Source organism: Enterococcus raffinosus (genome assembly GCF_018917525.1).
Classification (GTDB): Bacteria; Bacillota; Bacilli; order Lactobacillales; family Enterococcaceae; genus Enterococcus_A; species Enterococcus_A raffinosus_A.
On the sequence record NZ_JAHLOS010000007.1, the window covers coordinates 34242 to 58414 of the forward strand.

At 40.7% G+C, this 24173-nt stretch carries 24 protein-coding genes; 1 reads left to right on the plus strand and 23 read right to left on the minus strand.

The features are described from left to right. Nucleotides 1-4 precede the first annotated feature (4 nt). From KQI58_RS06860 to KQI58_RS06960, 22 genes are all read right to left on the minus strand, one after another. Nucleotides 5-2146 (minus strand): hypothetical protein, encoded by a 2142-nt coding sequence (locus KQI58_RS06860; RefSeq protein WP_216407674.1) that lies wholly within the window; start codon nucleotides 2144-2146, stop codon nucleotides 5-7. Between the two features lie 405 nt (nucleotides 2147-2551). After that, entirely contained in the window at nucleotides 2552-3373 is an 822-nt protein-coding gene (locus KQI58_RS06865; RefSeq protein ID WP_216407676.1) for a helix-turn-helix transcriptional regulator, read from the minus strand. Nucleotides 3374-3378: 5 nt separating this feature from the next. Then, nucleotides 3379-5376 carry a HelD family protein gene (locus tag KQI58_RS06870; RefSeq protein WP_216407678.1) on the minus strand — a complete coding sequence of 666 codons (1998 nt, stop codon included), beginning with the start codon at nucleotides 5374-5376 and terminating at the stop codon, nucleotides 3379-3381. Between the two features lie 176 nt (nucleotides 5377-5552). Continuing rightward, nucleotides 5553-6488: a zinc-binding alcohol dehydrogenase family protein gene (locus KQI58_RS06875; RefSeq protein ID WP_216407680.1), complete on the minus strand. Its 936-nt coding sequence runs from the start codon at nucleotides 6486-6488 to the stop codon at nucleotides 5553-5555. 2 nt (nucleotides 6489-6490) lie between these two features. After that, entirely contained in the window at nucleotides 6491-6625 is a 135-nt protein-coding gene (locus KQI58_RS22965; protein WP_301282190.1) for a hypothetical protein, read from the minus strand. Then, on the minus strand, nucleotides 6618-7055 hold the full coding sequence (locus KQI58_RS06880; protein ID WP_216407682.1) for a MarR family winged helix-turn-helix transcriptional regulator: 438 nt from the start codon (nucleotides 7053-7055) through the stop codon (nucleotides 6618-6620). The genes KQI58_RS22965 and KQI58_RS06880 overlap by 8 nt, the downstream gene beginning before the upstream one ends. 215 nt (nucleotides 7056-7270) lie before the next feature. Further along, nucleotides 7271-7966 (minus strand): N-acetylmannosamine-6-phosphate 2-epimerase, encoded by a 696-nt coding sequence (locus tag KQI58_RS06885; RefSeq protein ID WP_216407684.1) that lies wholly within the window; start codon nucleotides 7964-7966, stop codon nucleotides 7271-7273. A 131-nt stretch (nucleotides 7967-8097) separates the two neighbouring features. Beyond that, nucleotides 8098-8775: a ribulose-phosphate 3-epimerase gene (locus KQI58_RS06890; RefSeq protein WP_216407686.1), complete on the minus strand. Its 678-nt coding sequence runs from the start codon at nucleotides 8773-8775 to the stop codon at nucleotides 8098-8100. A 32-nt stretch (nucleotides 8776-8807) separates the two neighbouring features. Continuing rightward, complete coding sequence (locus tag KQI58_RS06895; RefSeq protein ID WP_216407688.1) at nucleotides 8808-9683, minus strand: class II fructose-bisphosphate aldolase; 876 nt, start codon at nucleotides 9681-9683, stop codon at nucleotides 8808-8810. A gap of 17 nt (nucleotides 9684-9700) precedes the next feature. Next, nucleotides 9701-10411 carry a GntR family transcriptional regulator gene (locus tag KQI58_RS06900; protein ID WP_216407690.1) on the minus strand — a complete coding sequence of 237 codons (711 nt, stop codon included), beginning with the start codon at nucleotides 10409-10411 and terminating at the stop codon, nucleotides 9701-9703. 189 nt (nucleotides 10412-10600) lie between these two features. Then, nucleotides 10601-11635 (minus strand): zinc-dependent alcohol dehydrogenase, encoded by a 1035-nt coding sequence (locus KQI58_RS06905; RefSeq protein ID WP_216407693.1) that lies wholly within the window; start codon nucleotides 11633-11635, stop codon nucleotides 10601-10603. 25 nt (nucleotides 11636-11660) lie between these two features. Next, nucleotides 11661-12509, minus strand: a complete 849-nt coding sequence (locus tag KQI58_RS06910; protein ID WP_216407694.1) for a PTS system mannose/fructose/sorbose family transporter subunit IID — start codon at nucleotides 12507-12509, stop codon at nucleotides 11661-11663. A gap of 11 nt (nucleotides 12510-12520) precedes the next feature. After that, nucleotides 12521-13288, minus strand: coding sequence for a PTS mannose/fructose/sorbose/N-acetylgalactosamine transporter subunit IIC (locus tag KQI58_RS06915; RefSeq protein WP_216407696.1), 768 nt, complete (start codon nucleotides 13286-13288; stop codon nucleotides 12521-12523). 12 nt (nucleotides 13289-13300) lie between these two features. Continuing rightward, nucleotides 13301-13774 (minus strand): PTS system mannose/fructose/N-acetylgalactosamine-transporter subunit IIB, encoded by a 474-nt coding sequence (locus KQI58_RS06920; protein ID WP_216407698.1) that lies wholly within the window; start codon nucleotides 13772-13774, stop codon nucleotides 13301-13303. Between the two features lie 2 nt (nucleotides 13775-13776). Next, nucleotides 13777-14199, minus strand: coding sequence for a PTS sugar transporter subunit IIA (locus tag KQI58_RS06925; protein WP_216407700.1), 423 nt, complete (start codon nucleotides 14197-14199; stop codon nucleotides 13777-13779). A 359-nt stretch (nucleotides 14200-14558) separates the two neighbouring features. After that, nucleotides 14559-15599: a serine hydrolase gene (locus tag KQI58_RS06930; RefSeq protein WP_367397920.1), complete on the minus strand. Its 1041-nt coding sequence runs from the start codon at nucleotides 15597-15599 to the stop codon at nucleotides 14559-14561. A 262-nt stretch (nucleotides 15600-15861) separates the two neighbouring features. Further along, nucleotides 15862-16689, minus strand: coding sequence for an ABC transporter permease (locus KQI58_RS06935; RefSeq protein WP_216407704.1), 828 nt, complete (start codon nucleotides 16687-16689; stop codon nucleotides 15862-15864). Continuing rightward, nucleotides 16689-17711 carry an ABC transporter permease gene (locus KQI58_RS06940; protein WP_216407706.1) on the minus strand — a complete coding sequence of 341 codons (1023 nt, stop codon included), beginning with the start codon at nucleotides 17709-17711 and terminating at the stop codon, nucleotides 16689-16691. The genes KQI58_RS06935 and KQI58_RS06940 overlap by 1 nt, the downstream gene beginning before the upstream one ends. Nucleotides 17712-17735: 24 nt before the next feature. Next, nucleotides 17736-19340, minus strand: a complete 1605-nt coding sequence (locus KQI58_RS06945) for an ABC transporter substrate-binding protein (RefSeq protein ID WP_216407708.1) — start codon at nucleotides 19338-19340, stop codon at nucleotides 17736-17738. A 30-nt stretch (nucleotides 19341-19370) separates the two neighbouring features. Beyond that, nucleotides 19371-20354, minus strand: coding sequence for an ABC transporter ATP-binding protein (locus tag KQI58_RS06950; RefSeq protein ID WP_437177500.1), 984 nt, complete (start codon nucleotides 20352-20354; stop codon nucleotides 19371-19373). Beyond that, nucleotides 20355-21347, minus strand: a complete 993-nt coding sequence (locus tag KQI58_RS06955) for an ABC transporter ATP-binding protein (protein ID WP_216407710.1) — start codon at nucleotides 21345-21347, stop codon at nucleotides 20355-20357. Between the two features lie 392 nt (nucleotides 21348-21739). Then, on the minus strand, nucleotides 21740-22174 hold the full coding sequence (locus KQI58_RS06960) for a hypothetical protein (RefSeq protein WP_216407712.1): 435 nt from the start codon (nucleotides 22172-22174) through the stop codon (nucleotides 21740-21742). Between the two features lie 291 nt (nucleotides 22175-22465). Between KQI58_RS06960 and KQI58_RS06965 the strand changes: the two genes are divergently transcribed. Then, nucleotides 22466-23326: an Rpn family recombination-promoting nuclease/putative transposase gene (locus KQI58_RS06965; RefSeq protein ID WP_216407714.1), complete on the plus strand. Its 861-nt coding sequence runs from the start codon at nucleotides 22466-22468 to the stop codon at nucleotides 23324-23326. A 97-nt stretch (nucleotides 23327-23423) separates the two neighbouring features. On the opposite strand, the gene dagF is transcribed toward KQI58_RS06965, so the two are convergent. Then, entirely contained in the window at nucleotides 23424-24161 is a 738-nt protein-coding gene (dagF, locus tag KQI58_RS06970; protein ID WP_216407717.1) for a 2-dehydro-3-deoxy-phosphogluconate aldolase, read from the minus strand. Nucleotides 24162-24173: the final 12 nt, after the last annotated feature.

The window sequence follows — 24173 nt, forward strand, 5'->3', positions numbered from 1 at the left end:
AAGATTATTCCTTTCTTTCCGCAGTCAAAGTCAATTGATACTGGACTTTCTGCGCTGTTCTTGCATCACCGTAATAGATTCCGGAAAATCCTAACTTAGTAGATGATTTCCCAGCTAAATCTGAAAATGATAACGGTGCTTCATGTAATGAATTTGTTAAAGCGCCTAATTTCTGACCTTGCTCTGTCAAATTCAGAAACAAATCTTTTTGATTTCCTTCAACCGCTTGAGATAGCAGCTGAATACCTGAAGGATTTGACAATTCCTGCAAAGCTGTCGCTTGAAGCTTCACTGGAAAAGAACTGTGGTTATCAATCGAATACTCTGCTGCTGCATGAACCGCTTGTTGGTTCTGTCCTTTTTCAGTATAAAAAGCCACCTCAACAGGAAAATTAATATCAAGCATTTCCTGAGTTGTTTTGAAGGGGACTTCCAACCACTCACTCGATTGACTATCAGGATCGGCTTTGATCCGGACATAGAGCCAGTATTCCGTTTGTTCCTTTAGTTTCGAAAAAACTACAGATTCATCCAAATGATCAGACTGCTTCTGCTCGATGAATCCATCTCCCTCCGCGGCCGGATTAATTGATTTTTGCGCATATAGTTTGAATTCCGTGCCGCTAATTAAGTCATCATTATCATGTAATAGATACTCTGCTAAGTTAAATGTTGCTTCATTGACACCAGCCTCATAATCAACCTTTCTTAATTCGATGGGAGGGTTCAATCGCTTCAGCGTTATACTTTCAGCATTCTGAAGAATTATCTTTTCTTCGTTTGTGAAATCCGGTGTTTTCGGTTCAACGGTTCGGGTGATGTCCTTCAGAATAGTCCAAACACCTGGGTCTAATTGTGGCGTCAGCTTTAAAGGAGCTGTGTCCTCATTCGTAACTATCTCGTACCCATTCGTATCTGCTCCAAATTGGTTGAATGAAAAGGTATTCGAAACACTTGCAAAACCAATTGGATTGAAATTGCTTCCAGCTTTCGCTTTAAAATGCAGACGTTTTGTGTTGTCGATCTCAAATGTAGAACCTTGTCCAACTGTCCGATCAAAAACTGTTTCATCATGAGTCACGTTAAAATTCCCAATCGAATTCGGCAAAAATTTGATTTGACTGCCTCCAGCAATTCTTATATTACGGGGATAATTCATAGAAAATTCTGCACCTTCTCCTACAGTAATGAAGCTTGGTTTATCAAAATAGAAGAAATAGCCATTATCAGGATTCGTGCCTGTTACAAGTAATTTAGAATTTTTCCCTAACGAAATACGGCTATTGTTTGTTCCATCAGAGTAGCTAAAGCTATGATTCGAAGTGACATCCAATACGGCATCTTCCTCCAATGTAATACTGCTAGGGTTTTCCGGCAGCCAAAATAAGCCGATCGTCCCACTAGTATTCTGCACAATTTTTGTATGACTACCGGCAGTAAATACAAAATTATTGCACTCAGCAAACTCTTCACCACTTCCCATTGAACCATCCACTTTTTGTTGCATAAAAAGATTGGTTCCATGAAAATAGATTTTTCCTGTAGAATGCCGAAAATAGAAAGGCTGAGCAATTTTATCGGAAAAATAATTGACATTCGTGATATGTAATTCACTCTTTGCAGCACTTCGCATAATGCCATAAAGCCCCTCTGCTCGAACTGTAAAATCTGGTGAGCCAAAGGTCATATTTTGTAGCGTGATGGTTATTCCTGCCGTAGTAGAGTTGAATCCATGTTCTCCGTAATAAGAAATTTGACGGTTATTCCCATCAATCACCACATCGGCTGTGATTGTGGCAGCAGCATTGCCAATCACAAAAACTTCCGAAGATTCTGCTAATTTTATGTAAGGTTCCTTGTTTTTTAACGCGAGCTGCAACTCACTTAATGTGCTTACAATCGCCCATGATTCTTCATAGTTCTGAGCTCGAGAGGCAACAGATTCTGTAGGTACACTTGTTGTTTCCAAATCAGATGGTAGCTGGCTCTCAACCTCTTCAGAATCTTCAGTCATTGTTACACTCTGTTCTGTCTTTTGATTAAATGAAGACTCACTAGTCCTTGTTTCTGCCTGAACATAATTAGTAAAAAACAAGCCTAAACTTGTAAAAAAACAAATCAAACTAATATATAATCTTTTATTCATTGTATCGACTCCAAAAATTTTAAAACTTCGCCAATAGTAGTAATATAAATAAAAAACAATCAATTAACAATTTCAAAATAAAACAAAATATTCAATAACACCCGTCATTGAAATTTGTGATTTTAATCATTGATTATTTAAAATAGATATAAATAAATAATAATTACAATTAACATCATCGCGATTTTACCTCTGAAATTATTTGAAAGAAGCCCATAACACTCAAACATTTTCCGCTTTTTTTAAATTTCTGATCGATTATCCCCTCTTTTTTTGATCATTTGTTCTTAAAAAATGTTTTTTTGAAGAAATTTGACTAAAATTCAATTCTATTTTGAAGTTAAATTAATAAAAAAAGCTTGATCTGATGTGATCAAGCTAGTAGAGACTTATTTTCTATTGTTCTTAAGATACGGTAAGAATCAGTTTTTCTGTGGGATAATTAATCTCGACAATTTTTTGGCTGGGCAGAAAGCCAAGATTTAATAGTCGCTGCCGATAACCAATATCCAATTTATCGGATTCCCTAAAGGTTGTCGTATAAAGCAGCTGCGGTCTTTTTTCACTGATTACACTCGTGAGTAGTTTTTTCTCTAGATCCAATTCCCAACATGTGGGTAATACTGTGAGGTTCTCGATTTTTTGCATCTTGGAGTCAAGCAGCAGTAATCCAACAACTCGTCCTTTTGCCCAAGCCAGATAACAATTCCCTTCATTAATAAACATACGTAATGAATGAAGATACGCCTCCTTCTCTAAGTAAGGAAGGGCCCCTCGCATCAGTTGAGCAAATGCAAGAATCAGTTCTTGCTCCTTTATTTTCCCCTGGCGAATTTGAATATCTTGCTTTTCAACCCAAAGCAGATAGTCAGCTGCGATAAAAGGTTCCTCAATGAAGAAATCCTTTTTCTGCAAACGAAAACGGTTCGGTGTAAGCTTATAAAGTTCTTCGAAGGCTTTCGTAAAGGCCTGCTGGCTCTGATACCCCAGTTGCACCGCTATTTCAATAATTCTCTGATCCGAATAAAGTAACGATTTGGCAGCCTCATTCAATCGGCGGCGCTTGATATAGTTATAAACAGATTGATGAGTCGTCTCTTTGAATTCATGCAGCAGATAATATTTTGAATAGTGAAGCTGCTTCGCTAGTTCTTCCAGTGTCATCTTCTCATGAAGATGCTCCTCCACATATGCTGTAATACTGGTTACCAACTGAGAATTATTCATTGATCTCACTTCCTTTGAAGAAAATAAAGAGCGTGCATCGCTCGTGTTGCAGCAACGAATAATTGCTGTCTGCCTAATAAGCCAGGATATGTTGCTTCGTCTGCGTCAACCACGATTACCGCATCAAACTCCAGACCTTTCGACTGAACAAGGGGGCAAATGGATAGATTTTCCTGTAAGCTTGTCGATTCATCCGCCAACACTTCGCAGGCTAGTCCTTGACTTTCTAATAGCTCTCGCCATTCATGCGCTCGTGCTAAGGTCTTTGTAATTAAAGCAATCGTTGTTAATTCCTGTTTTCTTAACTGTTCGACTAATTCTATTATACTTGATATTTCCTCCGACTGAGACCCAACCATCCGTTTTTCTGGTTTCCTACCATGGCGCAAAACCGGTTCAATCGTTTGATCACTAATAATTTTTTTCGCACAGGAAATAATCTCATAGGTCGAGCGATAGCTTTTTGTCAGGTAAATCGATTGGGCGCTTGGGTAATAATTTTGTACGTCGGATAAATGCATCTCATTGATCGTAGTCAAGGACTGAGTAAAATCACCAATTAGCAATACCGGACAGGTAAACATTTTTTTGAATACTTCAAACTGGATCGGTGTGTAATCCTGCATCTCATCGATAATCAAATAGCGAATCGTTGAAAATTCATCCACCCCTTCAAGAAATAGTCGAATATAAATAATCGGGAATAAATCAGAATAGCTTAGGGATTTTCGCATTTCGAATCCTTGCTCTGCTAAAAAACTTTGATAAAGTTTAGTGCTATTGGTATTGTTGAACATTTTCTTCAAACGACTGACTAGTTGTTTTTTCGTCGGTTTTCTTTTTGGCTGAAATGGGCGGACACGGAGATTTTCCAAAATATCCTCTGCGATTAGCTGAAACCGCTGGAAAATGGATTTCTTATGATACGCCTTGTATCGCTTAAGAATAAACTCCGCATCGTATTCGTAATCACCAATTAAGATCGGGTGTGGAGAGAAGTTTTCGATTTCTTTAAGATAGGTCTTCAAATCAGCAACACATTTTTTGGTAGAGAGATATCGAACTCGTTCGTTTAGTTGCGGCTGTTTTTCTAAATAGAGCATTTCAATTTCTTGAAAACGAGAAGGAACATTGGCAGTTCCAGCTATTCTTTGTCCAAACTCATCAATCGTCCATTCAGTCACTGGCTCTTCACCCAGTTCAGGCAGCACCTGTGCGATAAACCTGCTAAAGGTACGATTGGGAGAAAGGATCATCACTTGATCTGACGTAATACGATTGCGAAAATGATAAAGTAAAAAAGCGATACGATGCAAGGCAATCGATGTTTTACCTGATCCTGCCACTCCTTGGATGATCATATCCTTTGATCGGCTATCGCGAATCACTTGATTTTGCTCCTTTTGGATCGTGCTGATGATGGTCGACATCTGTCCGCCCTTTTGCTGCCGCAGTTCATTTTGCAGCACCTCATCAAAAACTGTCGTGTCAGACTCCACTACATAATCGATTGCCCCATCCTTAAACTTGATCTGCCGTTTTCGTTGAATGTCACCAGAGGCTGTTCCTGCTGGCGTTTGAAAATGTGCTTCACCTAAATCATAATCATAGAAAATACTCGCAATCGGCGCTCGCCAATCATAGATCAACAATCCCTCTTCCTTCGTTGAAAATGAAAAAGAGCCTACATAGATTTTCTCTGCTGTCTGTTCACCGTCATAAACAAAATCAACTCGAGTGAAATAAGGATTCTTTTTTTGTTTCTCCAAGCGAATCAATTGTTTTCCACTAACCGTCTCCGCTACTTGCTGCTGATCTAAAAGTCGTGAATTGATAAACATTTCATGAGGATCGATCTCTCCCTTATAATCAACCAGATACTGATGAAATTGCTGCGTTTCCGTTGAGAAATGAAGCAATTCCTGCTGAAGACTGGTTTCCTTTTCCTCAATCTCCTTACGAATGGCTTGCCATTCCTGCTGCTCTTCCATTAAACTGTCCATCGTAATCACCTCTCACAATTGTGGTCAAATAAATAGTATAAATGAGAGGTAGAACTTTTTTTGCATCAATGTTGTGGTCTTTTTTAAGAGACATACGTTCAGATAAATAAACTTGATATTGTTGAAAGAAAAAAGCGAGATGCATTGTTTTGCATCTCGTTTATTTTGGTAAATCTTTAGTTTATCAGTGTCACTACATATTTGGTCGCGCTAACACCTTTTTTCAATTCGGCTAAAACGGTTGGGATTGAAGATAATTCTGTTCCCATTACTTGGACTTTAGGAGCCGGAACGAATTGTTTCGTACTAAGTGCTTCAGGCAGATACTCTTTGAAGATCGCTGTCCCCACCTCAGTATTTCGTATATCGCTGCCCCAGATAGAAGATAGTTGAACATTGCGTGTATTTCTGAACAATGATCCTAATTTAGTTAATAGCGCTGGTTGTGCACAGGCAATTTTCGTTTTAGTCGTAGACACTTTAAGGATTTTTAGAGCAGACTGAAGAGAATTTGGGACAATAGCGAATATCCCGCTTAAAGGAGCACCACTAAGACAATCAGCAATTTTTTCTTCTACGTTTGCCTCATGATAGTCAAACACGAATTCAGCCCCAAGTGATTTAACATAAGCAAAATTCTTGGCAGAAGCAGTGGTGATCACACGGTAGCCAGCGGCAGCGGCTAACTGAATCGCGTTACTACCAACTGCGGAGGAGCCTCCTAAAATGACAACAAATTGATCACTTTTAACTGGAACAACCTTTGGAAGTCTCAAACCAAGATGTTCCCTTTCAAATAAACCTGTAGCTGCGGTTGATAACGCGATGGGCAACCCCGCAGCGGCTGAATAGTCGATAAATGCTGGAATAGGTGAAGTCATTTTTTCATTTAGTAGACAATAATTTTGAAAGGCCCCTTCTTTTGAAGAATTTACTTCTTTCTCGGTTCCCAAAGCAAGTCCCATAACACGATCACCCACCTTGAACGTGGTGACCTCACTTCCAACCTCGACAACTTCACCTGAAACATCTCCGCCCACGATTGCTGGGTAGTTCAACCAAGGCATGATCAGTCTACGCTGCATTCCTTGAAGAGCATCAACAACGTTCATTCCTATAGCATGACCTTCACAGTCATTTGTTTGCTTCCTGGATGTGGATAGTCTGCTTTAGCAACCTCAAATTTTGCAGAGGCACTCTTCAACCACAAAGCTTCATTCATGATTGAATCCTTTGAATAATTACTCATCTTCATTCTCCTTTAGTGAATTGATAGCACTAAGTACCTGCTCCATATTCTTAATTAGTGACGAGGCATTTTCTTCACCCATTTGCTTAATAATCTTTTTAATGGCCAATTGAATAGTTTTTACTACTTCTTTTGCGCGAGCTTCTCCCTTATCCGTAAGTACTACTCGAACTTTTCTACGATCTTCTAAATCTAGTTTTCTAGCTATTTCACCACTTTTTTCTAATTCATTTAGAAAAGTAGTGATTCGGGCAGGGGGCAAATTGCAGGCTTTACTAATCTCACTAGGCAGCACCTCTCCTTCTGAGTATTGGGATAAATAAACGAGTACAAGTGCTCTTCCTTCAGAATATTTTCTCAATTCTTTGACCGCTTCCGTATTTTTTATTGCTATGTACGTTGAGTAAAATTCATTTACTAATTCGTCCATTCTCTACTTCCTCCTAATCGATAGTCCTTTATCTCTTTATATAATTATAAAACAAAATTATTCTATTGTAAAATAGTTTCGTTTTGTAACTAAATTCCGAAGCACTAAATGATCGAGAAAATATGAATACTTTCGATTGAACAAAAAAACGAGACTTTACTACTCGTCTCGTTCTCGTGAATCTTATTGTTTTTAATCGTTACGATTTGTCGGAATTATTTTAGACCTTTTACAAAGCGTTCCGTGATTTCCTTAGGTCGTGTGATGGCGCCGCCTACGACGATTCCACACACGCCCATGGCTTGGATCTTTTTCGCTTGTTCCGGTGTATGGATCTGTCCTTCAGCAATCACAGGCAGGTTGGCCTCGACTAATTTTTCGATCAATTCATAATCTGGACCCTGAGCTGTTCGGCTAGCTGTCTCTGCTGTGTACCCGCTTAATGTCGTCCCAACAAAATCAGCGCCAGCTTCAAAAGCATTCATTCCTTCTTCAAAGGTAGCGATGTCCGCCATCAATAATTGATCCGGATAGTTCTCCTTGATCTGTTGAATGAATTGATTGATCATCAATCCATCGTGACGTTTACGCAGGGTACAGTCCAAGGCGATCACCTCCACACCTGTTTCTACTAGCGCATCGACTTCCTGCATACTAGCAGTAATAAAGGGTTCCTCTGGCGGATATTGTTTTTTGATCAAGCCGATCATCGGCAGGTCCACCACAGCTTTGATCTCCCGGATATCTCGTACAGAATTTGCCCGAATCGCTACCGCGCCACCTTCTTTTGCTGCTAAGGCTAAGAGCGGCATCACTCCGCCTTTTTCACTATATAATGGTTCCCCCGGTAAAGCCTGACAGGAAACGATTAAGCCATTTTTTATTAAGGTCAAAAATTCTTCTCTAGTCATTTACTTCTCTCCAATCCAGTCTGTACATGATTCCCGTATTATCCAAATAATACTAAAAGATTAACATGACCAAAAAAATCTGTATAGACAAAAAAAGTTCTCACCTCAAAAATTTCAAGGTGAGAACATGATTAATATTTTTCTATCGTAACCAAACTCTGTTTCAGCTTCATGACTTTTTCCCTGTAAGAGCCTGCTTCTTCATTGAATAAGGCAGAGGTTCCCACTACATAAAGGTTTGCGCCATACTTGCTGATCGCCGGAGCCGTTACTGAATTGATATTGCCATCCACTTCTATCAGCGGTTTGATTGGACTCGTTTCCAGCTGACGATTCAAGCGTTTGATTTTCTCCAAAACCTTTAACTGAAACTTTTGTCCTGCGAATCCTGGATTAACGGTCATTACAAGAATCAGTTCGATGGAATCAAGGTAAGGAAAAAGCATTTCGATCGGCGTCTCAGGATTGAGCGCAATCCCAGCTTTGATCCCTTTGTCATGAATCTTCTTCAATAGTGTTGCTGGTTCCTTTGTCGTCTCGATATGAAACGTCAGATAGTCAGGTGCCAGTGGGGCAAACATTTCAATGTATTTCTCTGGATCAACACAGGCCAAATGAATATCAGTAGTGAATTTTCCTGTCTGAATGATCGGTTCTAAGACATAAGGCGCCATCGCCAAGTTGTCGACATAAACGCCATCCATCACATCACAATGCAGCCAATCAATTCCGGCTGCCTCCAAATCCTGCAATTCTTGTCCTAATGCTAGTTGATTTCCACACATGATCGATGCTGCGATTTTTTCCATTTCCGCTCCTCCATCAATGATTACACTAAAAGCTACGGCTTCATAAAAATCTCCATCGCTGCTTTTACATTATCCTTCATTGCTGCGGTGGCACTTAGCGAAAGCTCATCGAAGAAAACAGAGTCGCCTGAATTCTTTTCCAAGCATTCCTGAACGGCCTTGCCAGCAGCTTTATTCATGTAGGTATAGTAGTTGATTTTACAGATGCCGTTTTTGATGGCGGTTCGATAATTTTCTTCTGAAACACCTGACCCGCCATGCATAACGAAAGGCACATCAATTTTTTCCTTGATTTGCAGGATTCGATTTAAATCAAGCTTCGGCTCCTTCAAATAAATCCCATGAACAGTACCAAAACCAATCGCCAAACAATCAACACCGGTTGCCTCTACAAATTCTTTCGCTAAATCAGGATCAGTGTAAACATCCTCTAAATCCTCGTAATCATCGCTTGAGTCAGACCCTCGGCCTTCCCCGCCGCCGACAGCTGAGGTGAAAATATGTCCTAGCTCGGCTTCAACGCTCACACCGGCTGCATGAGCGATTTTGACGATTTCCTTCGTTTCTTCTAAATTCACCTCGTATTCCTTGCTGGAGGCATCATACATCAACGAGGTGAAACCTAAGCGAATCGCCTTAACGCACATCTCATAGGAGGCTCCGTGATCCAAATGTACCGCTACTGGAACCTTCGCCGCTTTAGCATATTGCAGCATGATCGGTCCGATCTCTTCCAACCCAATCAGATTTTCATGAACCTCGGCATGCTGCAAAATAACCGGGGAACCCAGTTCTTCAGCTGCTTGAATCACCCCGCGAATCGCTTCAAGATTCGGTACGTTAAACGCTCCGACCGCATACTTTCCTTCTTTCGCATCTTTTAACAGTTCGTTCAATGTCACTAACATGAATCTTCCTCCTCGTTTTATTTACTAAAACGATATTCAAGATTTGTTGAGAAAACATCGGTATAGACATAGGAAAGTTCAATCGGCTTCCCTTCCCAATAGGCCATGTTATTTACGACCATGACCACAGCAGGATTAGAAATGTTCAAATATTCTATTTCTGAGTAATTCGCCATTCGAGCACTTACCCGTTGACTGACGATTTCTGGAAAGATTCCAAATTGATTTAAAACCTTCCAAAGCGATTTATCTGTTAAATCAAAGGAACCGATCTCTGGACAGCGATTAAGGGGAATGAAGCTTTCCGATAAAGAATAGACCGCGCCGTCGACACTCCGTAAACGCAAAAGATAGAAAACGTACTCATTTTCCGCTATCTTAAGCTCTCTACTTAATTTTTGATCTGCTTGGATCACGTTTTTCTTCAGCACTTTAGAGCTGATTTTCTTTTTACGTGAAACAATGTCCTCATAAAACCCAGAAATATGCATACTCGAAACAATCTTGACATCTCGATTGGGAATAATATACCCTTTTCCTTCTATATAAGTAACAATGCCTTGTCTTTCCAGTGACTCTAACGCACGCTTGATTGTTGTCCTGCTCACATTGAAACTTTCTGATAGCTTTCGTTCACTGGGAAGCGGTTTTCCTTGTCCGCTCAACACTTTGGCTAAATTTTGAATATCATCACTGATTTTTTTATACTTTGGAATAAACTCTTCCACTTTATAATCCTCCCTTCACTCGTCTTGTCTTGAATAGGGAGATCCTAAAGATTTCTATCAAAACAGACAGGCAGCTACATAATAAATTATTATTCGATCAATTGGATTTTCACTATTGATTATAACTGATTTTTTATACAACTACCTACCATACTATAGTTGCCGATGTTACTTTTTTTGTTTTACAGCTTAAAATCTTACTACCACACGATATTTGTCCCCTTTGATCGCGGATTCAAACCCCTTCACGATTTCTTCAAATGAAACGATTTCGCTGATAAATGGGCGCATGTCTATTACCCGTTCGCTGATCATTCTGGATGCCCGCACGAAATCACGACTGTTCGAATTGGCTGTTCCAGCGATGGAATAGCCGCCTTTATGCAGCTTGTCGGGACTAAAGCTAACAGGTTCGTCTGGATAGAAGGATGAGTAAAGGATCACTTTACCAGTATTCGACACCAATTCCACTGCTTCTTCCGCTACGCTATGAATCGGAGTTGTATCAAAGACTACATTCGCTCCTAAATTGCGGCTGATTTCTTTGACCTTTGCCGAAAGATTTACTTTAGAAGAATCAACGATATAGTGAGCGCCAATTTTTTTTGCCAGTGCCAATCGCTCTGGATTTAAATCGCAAGCAAGAACGCGTGCGCCGCTTTTCACTGCCAACGCAACGTGTAGCAAGCCCATGATGCCACAGCCGATGACCACCACAAAATCCCCATATTGGATATCCGCGGTCTCGCAGCTATGAACCACGCATGACAACGGTTCGGTTAAAGCCGCTTCTTCAGGCGTTACGCCAAAATAATGAAAAAGATGCTTCGGCTCTACCAGCATATACTCTGATAATCCCCCCATCCCCTTGTGCGGAAGTCCTTCTAGATGCTTACTGTGATTGAAATCGATACAGTTCTGTTCCTCACCGCTCTTACAAAAATCACAGTCCCCACAAGCGAGGTTTGTGCCGAAAACGACTTTATCGCCAATCTGCCATTTCGTCGGATCAATTTTATTTCCTAGCGCCACAATCTCTGCTGCGATCTCATGTCCTCCGATGAACGGATATTCGACTTTTTTTACCCCCGTATATACCCGCTGCTCCCAAGTACAAAGCGCGCAGGTCTCAATTTTTATCAGAATTTTATTTTCTGAAACCTCCGGTAATGGACACTCCTCAATTCGCAAATCCTTGATTCCATAAAAAACTGCTGTCTTCATTTTCTGTCCCCTTCCTAACGATTGCCTAGAATATATTGAATGCGCCAAACAGCACACCAATAGCCACTAAAATCAGCATCACCCTCGTCGACTTCATTTTTCTATTTTTAAGCAGATACAGCGTCAATAAAGTGATTCCCAGAGGCAGGATTCCCTTGAATAATTTATCTAGAATATCCTCCTGCAACCCGAGCTTCACGGCACCGACCTTGATCACAAACGGAGAAGAAACAGAGACGAAATTGGCCGTCAAGGCGCCCAAAACAATCGCTCCCATTGCCGATGCTCCGGTGATCAAATACTGTAGAATATTGCTGCTGAGGATTTTTTCGATCCCTGCTTTCCCCATCTTGTATCCCTGCATCCAGACAAAATAAGCGAGTGAAAACATGATGCCGAACATTAATAATCCATAAACAACAGGGCCCATCAGGTTTCCTTCAGCACCAAGACTGACACCGAAGGCCAGCAAGATAGGCGTCAATGTCCCCTGCCATAAGGTGTCGCCGATCCCGGCAAAAGGTCCCATCAAACCTGTCTTGATCCCATTGATGGCATCATCCGTGATCGGGGCGCCATTTGCCCGGTCCTCCTCCATTGCAATGACCATCCCGCAAATAATTCCACCGAAATGCGGTTCCGTATTAAAGAACGCCATGTGTCTCTTCAATGCATTTCGATATTCTTCTGGATCATCGGCATAAAGCTTTTTAATAATCGGACTCAGAGAATGAACGAGTCCCGTAGCTTCCAGTCGTTCGTAGTTATAATTCGCGTGACTGAAAAAAGTCCAACGCCAAAAGGAGCGAGTGACATCCTTTTTTGATAATTCCTTCTTAGGTTTTTGAACTTCATTTTCTAATGATTGCTCCATCTTTTTTCCTCCTAACTAAAACCGCCGATTTCATTTCTAGGTGTGATGGTGTAAAGATACGCAATAATCGCACCTAAAACAGCAATGACGATAACATCCAACCCCATGTAGATCGACATCACAAACCCTAAAATGAAAAACAGCATGGTATTCGGCCGATTGATCGAACGCAAATTCATCGCGATTCCCAGCGCTGGTAATAACCCGCCTATTACTTGTAGCACGTGCAGCGGCGTTCCTTCTAAATACCCAAGAATCGTTGTGACCGCTCCGGCTCCATAATAGGCTGCTAAGGTAACTGGGATGACACTAATCAGAAACAGAATGATCTGCGGTGGTACCACATGTAAAAAATTGATCCGATCCAGATTTCCTTCATCAGCTGCTTTATCCGCCATATGAACAAAGAAAACATCGATCGTCATATGAGCCACCCAGATGACGGTTCCTAATAGTCCGATAGGCATAGCCAAAGTTACAGCCGTTTGCGGGTCAGCTCCCGAAGCGATCGCTAACGCTGTTCCCAAAGTCCCTGCTAATCCAGGATCAACCGGTGCTGTTCCGCCAGCCGAAATGAACGCAATATAAGGCAATTGGATCGCTGCACCAATAATCACACCCTGAACTGGGTCTCCTAAAATAATTCCTACAACTGTTCCAGCGACCAAAGGCTTCTGCATGAAGGAAATGCTTCCTAACAACGAGAGCCAAGGCGTCCCCGTTACGCCAAGGTAATAAACAACCCCAATTAAAATTGCTTGAATAAAAGAAATTTCCATTGATACCCCTCCCTAAGTTAATAGTTTCGCTACATCAATCGCTTTGTCTTCTGCAATGATCTGAATGGTGACCGTTGCCCCATGATCGATCAGCTTTTTGAGACTGGCTTTTTCCTCCGAAGAAGCCGAGATATTTTTATAAAATTTTGTTCGGCCTTCCTTTGCACCCATGCCGCCAATATTCACCTTTTCCAATGCGATGCCCTGCTCCATCAATTCAACATAAGCCCCAGGTGATTTTGCCAAAAGAATGACCTTATCTGATGCTGCTAGTTGCTTGATGGCTTCAACACCATCATAAATACCAAAGACTTCTGTTTTGATATTCGCCGGCGCTACAGATGTCACGATCATCTTTAGAAACGTATCATTCGCTGTTTTATCGTCCACAATAATAATTCGATTAGCCCCAGTGTAGTTGAGCCATGAGGTCATAACCTGACCATGAATCAAGCGATCATCAATTCTTGCTAATACAATACTCATTATTAATCCCCTGCCTTTGCGATTAAATTGTTATATACTTCGTTCAAATCTTGAAGGCTTTCTTTGCCGCTGACTAACGCGGTTTTAGCCAATGCCTCGATATCGTTTGAAAACTCACGATTCACCACGATTTCCAACAGCATCGCCATGTTCACGCCCGAAAGCACTTTCATTTTGTTTGTTGTTAAAAGCTTCATTACTTCATTTCCGGGAGTTCCGCCATAAAAATCTACTAACACAATCACTCCTTCTCCAGTATCCAACGCTTCAACTTTTTCCTGAATCTCCTCCTTCAGTCGAACAGGACTATCTCCATGATACAAACCAACGGACGCAGAACACTTTACTTCCCCAGCAATAATGGCAATTGAATTCAAAAGCGACTTCCCTAAATCCCCATGAGTAACAACTAACAGACCAATCAAACAAAACCTCTCCTTTCAAAAAGCCTTTGGTTCTAAAAGAGAACCATTGGCACTATTCACGAATCAAATATATATCCGTTTTATTTTTTTGTCAACAACTTTTTGAAAACATTTTCAAAGAAAGTCGAAGATCGTTTGTTTGTAGAGAAATATCAAACCTTCATTTTCATAAAAAATATCTTTTGTTTATATATTTAATTTTATAAGTAACGAGAATTTCACATTCTTTACTTAACAAAACCAATCGAAGCAGCGGCCTTTGCCATCAAAAAAAGCCAGTTCTGCTTTTAATACTCAAAGCAAAACTGACTTCATACGCTATTCAATTTTTATTCAAAAATAAACAAAAGTATCTTTTATTACTTAATTTTTGTCGAGGCTAGACTAAAGTCTGCGATTGCAGTTCTAGTTTTTACGATATCTGAAGTTTCATTGGTCAGTACGACGATCGCAAATGGATTATCTTCCGTCAAAACCAACCCGATATCATTTTCAACATTCTGTTGTTCGCCAGTAATATTTGCTACGGGGATGTTGTCCGGCAATTTTGCAGGAATCTTTGTGCGAATAACTTGGCCTTTCAAAATATCTAACATGGTCTTTTGTGGTTCTTTATCACGACCGTCATAGATTTTTTTCAGTAATTTCATGCAGTCATTCAAAGAAGTATAGTTGTCCTTGTCCGTACTGCGAACATTAATATCCACCATACGGCGTTCAATGTATGTATCAGCATATCCCTGATCCTTGAAATAGCTGTTCATATTCCCCATCCCATAATGATCGATTAAAACATTGGTAGCATTGATATCATTTTGTTGGATCATTGGCGTTAACCACTCATTCAACGGTTTGTCTTCAATCACTTGATTATTGCCATCCTTTTGAGCCAGAGCATAATCCATAATGAAGAGTTCAATGATATTCGCCGCAATCGTTCGTTCAGAATTCTTGCTAGAAAACTCCTGCTTATTCTTTAAATATTGCACACCGTAATAGACTTTCCCCGCGCTTTTTGTTAACTCTGAAGCATCTAGCTTAGCGGTGGTTTTCTTTTTAGCCTTTGAAGCAGATTTTTTCTCAGCGCTTGCCTGCTTTTTACTTGAACTTGAGGTCTTGGTCTTTTTCTTTGAAGATTCCGTTGTTTTTTTCTTTTTAGTCTTCTTCTCAGAACTCTTTTTAGTTGATTTCTTTGTACTGCTTGCGGCAGGCTGTTCTTTTGACGATGATTGACTTTCTTTCGCGGTGACTGTTTCCTTTGGCTTTTCAGCTGTATTATTTAAAATGCGCGTCACCCCAAAATAAACGCCACCTGTCAATAAAAGCGCCGCCAGACCGACCACGACATATTTTCCTTTAGATTTTTCATTTGGATCCGTATGTCTTCCCAAATCCTTCACCTTCTCCCTTTCAGTGCTTACGTTTCATTCAATAATTAGTTTATCATATTTCATTTATAAAATAATTTCTTTTAGAAAAGAATATGTGATTTATAAATTTTAAGCATTATTGCTGAAGGGATTCTTTACTTTTTAAGGGATTTCTCAACTTGGTTAATATATTAGACTGTATTTTTATCATACCTACGAATCAGTGCAGCCAATTACTTTAACTTTTTGCGCAAAGAAGCCTGTCCTATGAAAATAGAACAGACTTCTTAGTTTATTTATTTTTGATTTTTGGATCAAGGTAATCACGTAACCCGTCACCAACAAAGTTGGCCCCAATTGACATAGAGAAGATCGCGACACCTGGGAAAGTAGAGATCCACCAATAGTTCATATTACTCACACCATCAGAAACCATAGATCCCCATTCCGGTGTTGGCGGTTGTGTTCCCAAGCCTAAAAAGCTTAGCCCTGAGAAGGTTACAATGGCATTACCGATATCCAGAGTTGCCATGACCAACAGTGAGCCTAATGCATTAGGCACGATTTCCTTGACCAAGATGCGTAAATGACTCGCTCCTAATACCTTTGAGGCAACAATGTACTCGTTTTCCTTCAAGGTGATGACGAGACTACGCATTAATCGAGCATAGTTAGGCCACCAAATAATTGTCATCGCCAGCACTGAGTTAAAGATACTTGGGCCTAAAGCCGCAGCGATCACCATCGCTAAAATTAATGGTGGGAAAGCCGCAATCAATTCCGCAAAACGCATCATAATATCATCGATGATGCCGCCGACATAGCCGGCGATCCCGCCGTAAATCGTGCCAATAACGATCGTAATACAGACCGTCACCAAACCTGCAGTAATCGACACACGACTTCCCATCAACACACGCGAGAATACATCGCGCCCTAGCTCATCTGTTCCTAAGAAATGGCCTGCTGAGCCTGGCGGTAAAAAACGTTCCATCATATCTTGTGCCAAGGGATTCCGCGGTACGATCAGCGGAGCAAGAACTGCAACGAGCACCCATAAGATGCAGATGACGATTCCTAATTTGAATAAAAAGTTTTTTTGCTTCAGTAGTCGTTTCATTAGCTGTACCTCACTCTCGGATCGATGACCCCATAAAGAATGTCAATCACAAGATTCAGTATCACGTTGATCATCGCGATCAATAATGAAACGCCGCAGATTGCCGGAAAATCCAGTGTCGTAGCTGAAAGATAAGCATATTGTCCTATTCCCGGCCACGAAAAGATTTTTTCAACAAAGACCATTCCGCCTAACAAATTACTAAAGCCCATTCCCATAACAGTGATTACAGGAATTAAGGCATTTCCTAACGCATGGCGCAGGACGATCTGTCGCTGCGAAAGTCCTTTCGCTTTAGCAGTTCGAATATAGTCTAATGAAGAAACTTCCAAGAGATTCGAGCGTGTCTGCCGTGAGATCAACCCCATCGTAAAGAAGCCAAGAACGATTGCCGGCAAAATCAAATGGGATAGCGCGTCATTGAATAGCGGCCAATTACCGCTCGTCAAAGCGTCCCAGACATAAAGTCCGGTTCCTCCCGTTGGTGCTGAAATCCGCGAACTGACTCGCCCGCCTCCAGGAAACAAATGCCATTTGGAATAAAACAGCAACAACATGACTAGCGCGAACCAAAAGTTCGGGATCGAAACCCCGCTGATTGAGATCGTACGAACTAGATAATCAAACGGCTTGTTGCGATAGACTGCTGAGATGATTCCAAATGTGATCCCGAATAGAACAGCGATCAGCATCGCCATGATGGATAGTTCTAAAGTCGCAGGGAAAAACTGTTTCAAATCACTGATAACAGGATTACCGGTGCGAATCGAAGTTCCTAAATCTCCCCGCAACAAATTACTTAGATAAATAAAGTATTGTTCCATTAGCGGCTTGTCCAAACCCCAGCGCGCTTTGTAAGCCGCCACGGCTGCAGGATCGCTCATCGCATTTGGACTCATATTGGATGCAATCGGATCACTGGGAACGAGATGCGAGATCATGAATACTAAGAACGTCACCCCAATGATCAAAAAGCAAACAAATAGTAAGCGCCGTAATAAAAATCTAGCCATATTCCTCATACACTTTTGCCCCTTGCCCTTTGGTTAATTGATACCAACATCTTGGAAATTGATTTTTTGTACTTCGTAGTAATTAACGCCCTTCAAGTTATCACGGTAAGCCAATACTTTCGGATGTTGAACTAAGAACGCATATGGCATGTCATCTGCCAATAATTTTTGCAACTCTTCTGATGCGGCTACACGTTTGTCTTCGTCTGATTCTGTTTGAATCGTTTTCTTCAATTCTGCCATCTTCGTATTTGAAGTGTCTGTCCATTTCGCACGCTCACCGACTGTATCGCCTGGTAAGAAGACTAGCTGGTTATTGATTTCCATATAATCTGGATGCCAATGCATCAGTAAGAAGGCTTCTTTCCCTTCACGGTAAGAATCAATTACGACTCCGATCTCAGATGTTTCAATCTTGGCATTGATGCCGATTTTTTCTAAATCGTCTTTGATTTTTTGACCAAGCGTTGTCCAAGACATCCCTTCTGTATCAAAGTTGGCAACTGTGAATTTCACTTCGAAGCCATCTTTGTAGCCCGCTTCTTCCATCAATTTCTTTGCTTCATCAAGATCTTGATAATCTTCATCCTTCTCTAAAGCACCAGTAAATCCTTTTGGCACAATATCAAGCGGCAACACAGCTTTATCGCCAGAGATTTTCAGTAATTCTTTATAATTGATCGCTTTACGAACGGCTTCCTGAACTTTAGGATTAGCCATTGGTCCGCCAATTTCTTCATCTTGATTCATTAATAAGAACGTTGTTGTTGAACCAACATAGTTTTTGATCTTCACGCCTTCTTGGTCTTTTAGTTGCGACACATTATCCACACCGATACCTAAAGCAATATCGATATCGCCTTGTTTCAACATTTGAATCTGTGTGTTTACATCTGGGATTTCTTTACAAATGACTTTATCATTTTTTACTTCGCCCCAGTATTCCTTGTTCTTCGTTAAACTAAGTTCTTCGTTTTGTTTCCATTTGTCCAAGACATAGGCACCTGAACCTGCTGAATTTGAATTCAACCATTTTTCAGCCGTATCTTTTGAGGAAGCATCCTCTGCATCCGTACCGCCATGCTCTTTAACAACTTCTGAATCAACGATGGCAAACGAGTTATTCGCTAATTTCACTAAGAAAGCTGCATCTGGTTCTTTCAATGTGAATTTCACCGTATAATCATCCGGTGTTTCAATGCTTTCCACATTTTCCGTATGATGCGTCGTGTTACTCTTCAGATTTTTGGTCCGCATCACACTGAACTTCACGTCTTTAGAAGTCAATTCATTGCCGCTTGAGAATTTTACGCCCTCTTTGATCTTGAAGGTATGGACTTTTTGTGAATCATCCATTTCGTGAGATTCTGCTAATGAAGGCTCTGGTGTCGAGGATTCATAGGTCCGATACAAATAATCATACATTGCGTAATACACCATGTTTCCATATACTTCATATCCATGATGAGGATCTAAAGTCTTCAAATCAGATGCCATCCCGACTACCAACGTATTATCGCCATCTGCACTGCCGCCACCCTCGCTTGACCCATCTGTACTACCGCCACCGCCGCCACAACCAGCGAGTGTCAACATTGCCAGACAAATGACGCTCCACAACATCTTCCTTTTTTTCATACCTTTGCTCCTCCTTATGTTTACTAAAAGTTATTCCTCTTTATTATGTAAATGGCAAGCCACAAAATGATTGCCTTTTACTTCCAATAATTCAGGTACCTCAGTTTTACATTTTTCCATCGCGAAAGGACAGCGGGTATGGAACTTACAGCCCTTTGGCGGATTCGCTGGACTTGGCACATCACCAGTCAGTACGATCCGGTCGATTTTTTCCTTATCGATCGTTGGTGCCGCTGAAATCAAGGCTTTAGTATAAGGATGCAGCGTGTCATTGTATAAAGCATCCCGATCCGCCAATTCTACGATATTTCCTAAATACATCACGGCGATGCGGTCACACAAGTGATAAACCACTCCTAGATCATGAGAAATGAAGAAATAGGTCAAATCCATTTGCTTTTGCAGCTCTACCAACAAATTAATAACCTGTGCCTGGATCGATACATCCAGCGCTGAAACGGGTTCGTCACAAATAATGATATCTGGCTTCAAGGCTAGTGCACGAGCAATCCCGATTCGCTGCTTTTGTCCTCCTGACATCTCATGAGGATAGCGATGCTTATATTCCGGAGCTAAGCCAACCATCGTCAACAAACGATCGATCTCCGCTTCAATCTCTGCTTTCGTCATATCTTTCTTATGGTGGATCTGGAAGGGCTCTGCCAAAATACCGCTGATTTTGTTCCGCGGATTTAGACATGCCGACGGATCTTGAAACACAAGCTGGACCTTTGAACCAAAGACTACTTTTTCTTTCCGATTTTTAAAAGCGCTAACATCTTGACCATCAATAATAATCGTTCCATCCGTGATCGCACCAAGATTCAACATAGTTTTACCCAATGTACTTTTCCCGCACCCGCTCTCACCTACGATACCGAACGTCTCGCCTTTTTTTACCGTTAAGGAAACATCATCGACCGCCTTTAGCGTACCCTTTTTACCTTTACTGTCGCGGATTTCAAAATATTGCTTCACATGCTCCATTTGAATAATCGGTTCTTGCGTCATCATTTACGTCGTCACCTCGGTCTCTTCTTCCATTGAATACTTAAAGCAGCGAACCTTACGTCCATCTTCACTGGTCGTAATCGCTGGTCGTTTCTCCTTACAGATAGCCATCGCGTAAGGACAGCGAGGATGAAAACTACAGCCTTTAGGCATTTCATTCAATTGAGGAACCATGCCTTCAATACTGCTTAACTTCCCCTTTTTATCGTTAATATTGGGAATTGCCGCGATCAAGCCTTCTGTATAAGGGTGCTTAGGATTGTCTAATATTTCACGAATCAATCCCTGTTCAACTACTTTTCCCGTGTACATGACAATAACGCGATCACAGATTTCTGATACTACGCCTAAATCATGGGTGATCAATATGATTCCCATTTTGAGACGTTCTTTTAATTCCTTTAATACTTCTAAAATTTGTGCCTGAATCGTCACATCTAATGCGGTGGTCGGTTCATCCGCAATTAACAGTTGCGGATCACAGGCAAGCGCCATCGCAATCATTACCCGCTGCCGCATTCCCCCAGACATCTGATGAGGATATTCATTGAAGCGCTGTTCAGGTGCAGGAATCCCCACAAGCTTTAACAGCTCTATCGCTTTTTCCTTTGCGTCTGCCTTTGAGATATCTGTATGGATCAACATGGATTCGACAATTTGTTTCCCGCATTTATGAAGCGGATTCAAAGAAGTCATGGGTTCTTGGAAGATCATCGCCAAATGATTGCCACGAAAATGCTGCTTTTCCTTCTCCTTCATAGCAATCAGGTCTTCACCTCTAAACACAGCTCTTCCAGTGACTGTACTAGTTGCTTCATCTAATAGGCCCATGATACTCAGAGAAGTCACACTTTTCCCACTGCCGCTTTCCCCAACGATCCCTAATGTTTCGTTTTCATTTAACAGAAGCTCTAAATTATTTACGGCAGTCACTTCTCCGTTATAGGTACGAAATTTGACTGTAAGCTCTTCGACCCGTAGCAGTTCTTTCTCCATAAAATAATTAACTCCCTACCTTTTAATTTTTAAATTATGGTTAAAAAATAACTGTAGATTCTAATTTTAAAATCAGTCAGTCTCCGTGTATTTATTCAGAAAATTCGAAAAATATTTTATTTTTTGATTATACCAGTTGACAAAAGATTGTCAATATAAAGTTTTATTCACTCTTTTTGAAAACCAAGCCACAATGGCTCTCATCATCGTTTACCCAAAATTGTTTATTTTTATTATGAAATATTGATGAGCATCTCTAATCTTAAAAAAATGAATTTTATTATCAATCAAAATATGACCTAATTGAAGAGCTCGAAATAACAAAACAAGAGTTTTTGACAGTCTACTTTTAAAAACTGTCAAAAACTCTTGAGTAAAGATTCGATTGGGTATTACATTAACTTCTCAAAGCGACTTTCGATGACTCCTAAGTGCAACTGGTTGAAGTCTCGGAAAGATTGACAAGGCATAGCTTTCTTATCACAATCTTCCGCAATATACAGCGGTTTAAAGCCTAACTCCTTAGCTTCATACAGTTGTTCCGGAGAATTAGAGATGAAATTGACCTTTTGATGCGCCAGCTCCACCTGTAAAAAATCGACTAATCCATGAGGAACCGTCCCAGCCTTTTCACCGTTGATCGAAAAATCTAAATAGTCAGCCAGATGATGCTCCAGTAAAACTCGATTCATCATCTCTTGATCGTAGAAAACCATGCCGATTTGCTGTTTTCGACTTTTCAGATAATCTAGCAATTGATGGACCTTCGTTTGATCTTCTTCCCGTAAAAAAATACTCTCACTTGAAAATACAAAAGTTTCAATCATTCCGCTTCCTCCTACTCTATTCGATTGTGCACAAATTCACTAATTGCGCTAAAAAAAATATTCCTCGATTTTTTATCCCTGATAAGAACAAATGTAAATCTTGTTCATCAAGTTGTCTTTTAACTTACATCATTTTTGAAGCGCTGTCAAATCTTCTTATAGGTTGTGCTCATCTCGGGTACGAGAAAAACAGGATTTATTCGTATGTTATCTATAGAAGAGTTTTTCCCGCACATGCTATAATAAAGGCGATAAAAGCCTTTCAATACGTTGTCAGAAAGGCATGATACGATGGAAAAATATTTACCGACAAACGATTTGTTGTTTAAGAAGCTACTGACCTCTGAGGATTCTCCGCACATTCTGAAAGCCTTCGTCAAAGATTTATTAGGACTGGAATTTATGACTCTGAAACCAAAAGTTCCTTACCATATTGATACGTACAAGAAAAATTATGATGAACTGACGCTTCGGATGACCGAAGTGGATATCTTGGCTACAGCAGACGATGGCAGCTGTACAACGATTGAATGCCAGATTCAAAAGCATAAATATTTCAACGAACGCACGCTTTTTTATCTGGCAGAGGCCTATTGCTCACCCTTTGGAAATACCAAAACCGTGGAATTTATCGAGAATAATAATTTTTCTGCGCTCCGACCAGTGTACGGAATCAATGTCGTTGATTTTGACTTATTTGATCGTGAAAAAGCGGCACTGCGAATTTTCCGTCTATTGGATGAGCAGACACACGAACCCTTTATTGGTCAAGAAAACAGACAATTGCTGATGCTCTGCTTCCTTAGCTTGACCAATAAGAATATCAAAGAAACCAGCGCAGCCCGCCACTGGCAGCATTTTCTAAAAACCGGCGAAGTCACACCAGACGCGCCCGACTATCTCAAAGAAGCCAAACGTAAAATCGATTTCTATTCGCTAAAGGAGGACGAACAGACGATGATTATGAATATCAACAAAACCGAAGCCATCCGAAACGCCGAACTTTCAACTGCGAGAGATGAAGGAATTGAACAAGAAAAATATACCATTGCTCAAAAAATGCTAGCAGCAGACCTTTCCTTTGAACAAATCGCAGAAATCACTGATTTGGAGATTGATGAGATCAAAAAACTAGGGGATGAACAAAAATAAGCTCCGTCAAAGAAAGCACAACACAAAAAGGCAGGAACTTCGAATTCCTGCCTTTTTGCGTTGTGCTAATATAATAAGCTCTGCATTGTTTCTTCTATTAAAGAAGCTCTTTCAACATATCTAACAAAGCTTTGACATCTTCTGGTCGTGTATCGCCCGTTTCGGAATCAATGATTGAACTGTAAACATGAGGAATGACCTTTTTTACCCCAGCATCTAAAGCGATTTTAACAATCTCTTGAAAATTCTCCAAATCGATCCCGCCTGTTGGTTCTAAATAGAAATCATTTTCTGCGCAGGCTTTTGCGACTGCCTCGTATTCTTCTTTATGGGCAAGACCTTTCATTGGGAAATACTTGACCGAACTTCCGCCCATATCCTTCAATAAGGCGATGGCTGTCTCAATAGGAACGATCGCTTCTGCTGTTTGAGAACTCAAAGGTCCTGTGGCGATATTGACATAGCCCACTTTACCGCAAGGAGAAACGAGTCCATTGATTACTGTATTCGCTTGACCTAACAAAGCCCGTGAGGTTCCGACACCTGTGAAGACTTGATTTACATGCTGCGGCTGCAGCACGCCAGAAATTCGGGAAACCATTTGGCTTTGATTTGGATCACCGGCACCAAGTCCGACAGATAACGCATTTTCTGTTGCTTCCTGATATTTTTTCATCGCTTCAATCGCGGCTTCATCGTTGTCATAATTTTTTGACAGCACTCCTAAAACAACGTGTCCTTCTGCCGCTTCGTAACAGTCACGAGCATTTTCGACAGAGTTGGCTAAGACGTTTAAACAAACACGATCTTGATAGTAATTTGGGGTTAAAGACATTTCGATTTGCTC

Coding starts and splice junctions, on each gene's coding strand:
- KQI58_RS06860 (WP_216407674.1), bottom strand. CDS start 2,146: ATGAATAAAAGATTATATATTAGTTTGATTTGTTTTTTTACAAGTTTA.
- KQI58_RS06865 (WP_216407676.1), bottom strand. CDS start 3,373: ATGAATAATTCTCAGTTGGTAACCAGTATTACAGCATATGTGGAGGAG.
- KQI58_RS06870 (WP_216407678.1), bottom strand. CDS start 5,376: ATGGACAGTTTAATGGAAGAGCAGCAGGAATGGCAAGCCATTCGTAAG.
- KQI58_RS06875 (WP_216407680.1), bottom strand. CDS start 6,488: ATGAACGTTGTTGATGCTCTTCAAGGAATGCAGCGTAGACTGATCATG.
- KQI58_RS22965 (WP_301282190.1), bottom strand. CDS start 6,625: ATGAGTAATTATTCAAAGGATTCAATCATGAATGAAGCTTTGTGGTTG.
- KQI58_RS06880 (WP_216407682.1), bottom strand. CDS start 7,055: ATGGACGAATTAGTAAATGAATTTTACTCAACGTACATAGCAATAAAA.
- KQI58_RS06885 (WP_216407684.1), bottom strand. CDS start 7,966: ATGACTAGAGAAGAATTTTTGACCTTAATAAAAAATGGCTTAATCGTT.
- KQI58_RS06890 (WP_216407686.1), bottom strand. CDS start 8,775: ATGGAAAAAATCGCAGCATCGATCATGTGTGGAAATCAACTAGCATTA.
- KQI58_RS06895 (WP_216407688.1), bottom strand. CDS start 9,683: ATGTTAGTGACATTGAACGAACTGTTAAAAGATGCGAAAGAAGGAAAG.
- KQI58_RS06905 (WP_216407693.1), bottom strand. CDS start 11,635: ATGAAGACAGCAGTTTTTTATGGAATCAAGGATTTGCGAATTGAGGAG.
- KQI58_RS06910 (WP_216407694.1), bottom strand. CDS start 12,509: ATGGAGCAATCATTAGAAAATGAAGTTCAAAAACCTAAGAAGGAATTA.
- KQI58_RS06915 (WP_216407696.1), bottom strand. CDS start 13,288: ATGGAAATTTCTTTTATTCAAGCAATTTTAATTGGGGTTGTTTATTAC.
- KQI58_RS06920 (WP_216407698.1), bottom strand. CDS start 13,774: ATGAGTATTGTATTAGCAAGAATTGATGATCGCTTGATTCATGGTCAG.
- KQI58_RS06935 (WP_216407704.1), bottom strand. CDS start 16,689: ATGAAACGACTACTGAAGCAAAAAAACTTTTTATTCAAATTAGGAATC.
- KQI58_RS06940 (WP_216407706.1), bottom strand. CDS start 17,711: ATGAGGAATATGGCTAGATTTTTATTACGGCGCTTACTATTTGTTTGC.
- KQI58_RS06945 (WP_216407708.1), bottom strand. CDS start 19,340: ATGAAAAAAAGGAAGATGTTGTGGAGCGTCATTTGTCTGGCAATGTTG.
- KQI58_RS06950 (WP_437177500.1), bottom strand. CDS start 20,354: ATGATGACGCAAGAACCGATTATTCAAATGGAGCATGTGAAGCAATAT.
- KQI58_RS06955 (WP_216407710.1), bottom strand. CDS start 21,347: ATGGAGAAAGAACTGCTACGGGTCGAAGAGCTTACAGTCAAATTTCGT.
- KQI58_RS06960 (WP_216407712.1), bottom strand. CDS start 22,174: ATGATTGAAACTTTTGTATTTTCAAGTGAGAGTATTTTTTTACGGGAA.
- KQI58_RS06965 (WP_216407714.1), top strand. CDS start 22,466: ATGGAAAAATATTTACCGACAAACGATTTGTTGTTTAAGAAGCTACTG.
- dagF (WP_216407717.1), bottom strand. CDS start 24,161: ATGTCTTTAACCCCAAATTACTATCAAGATCGTGTTTGTTTAAACGTC.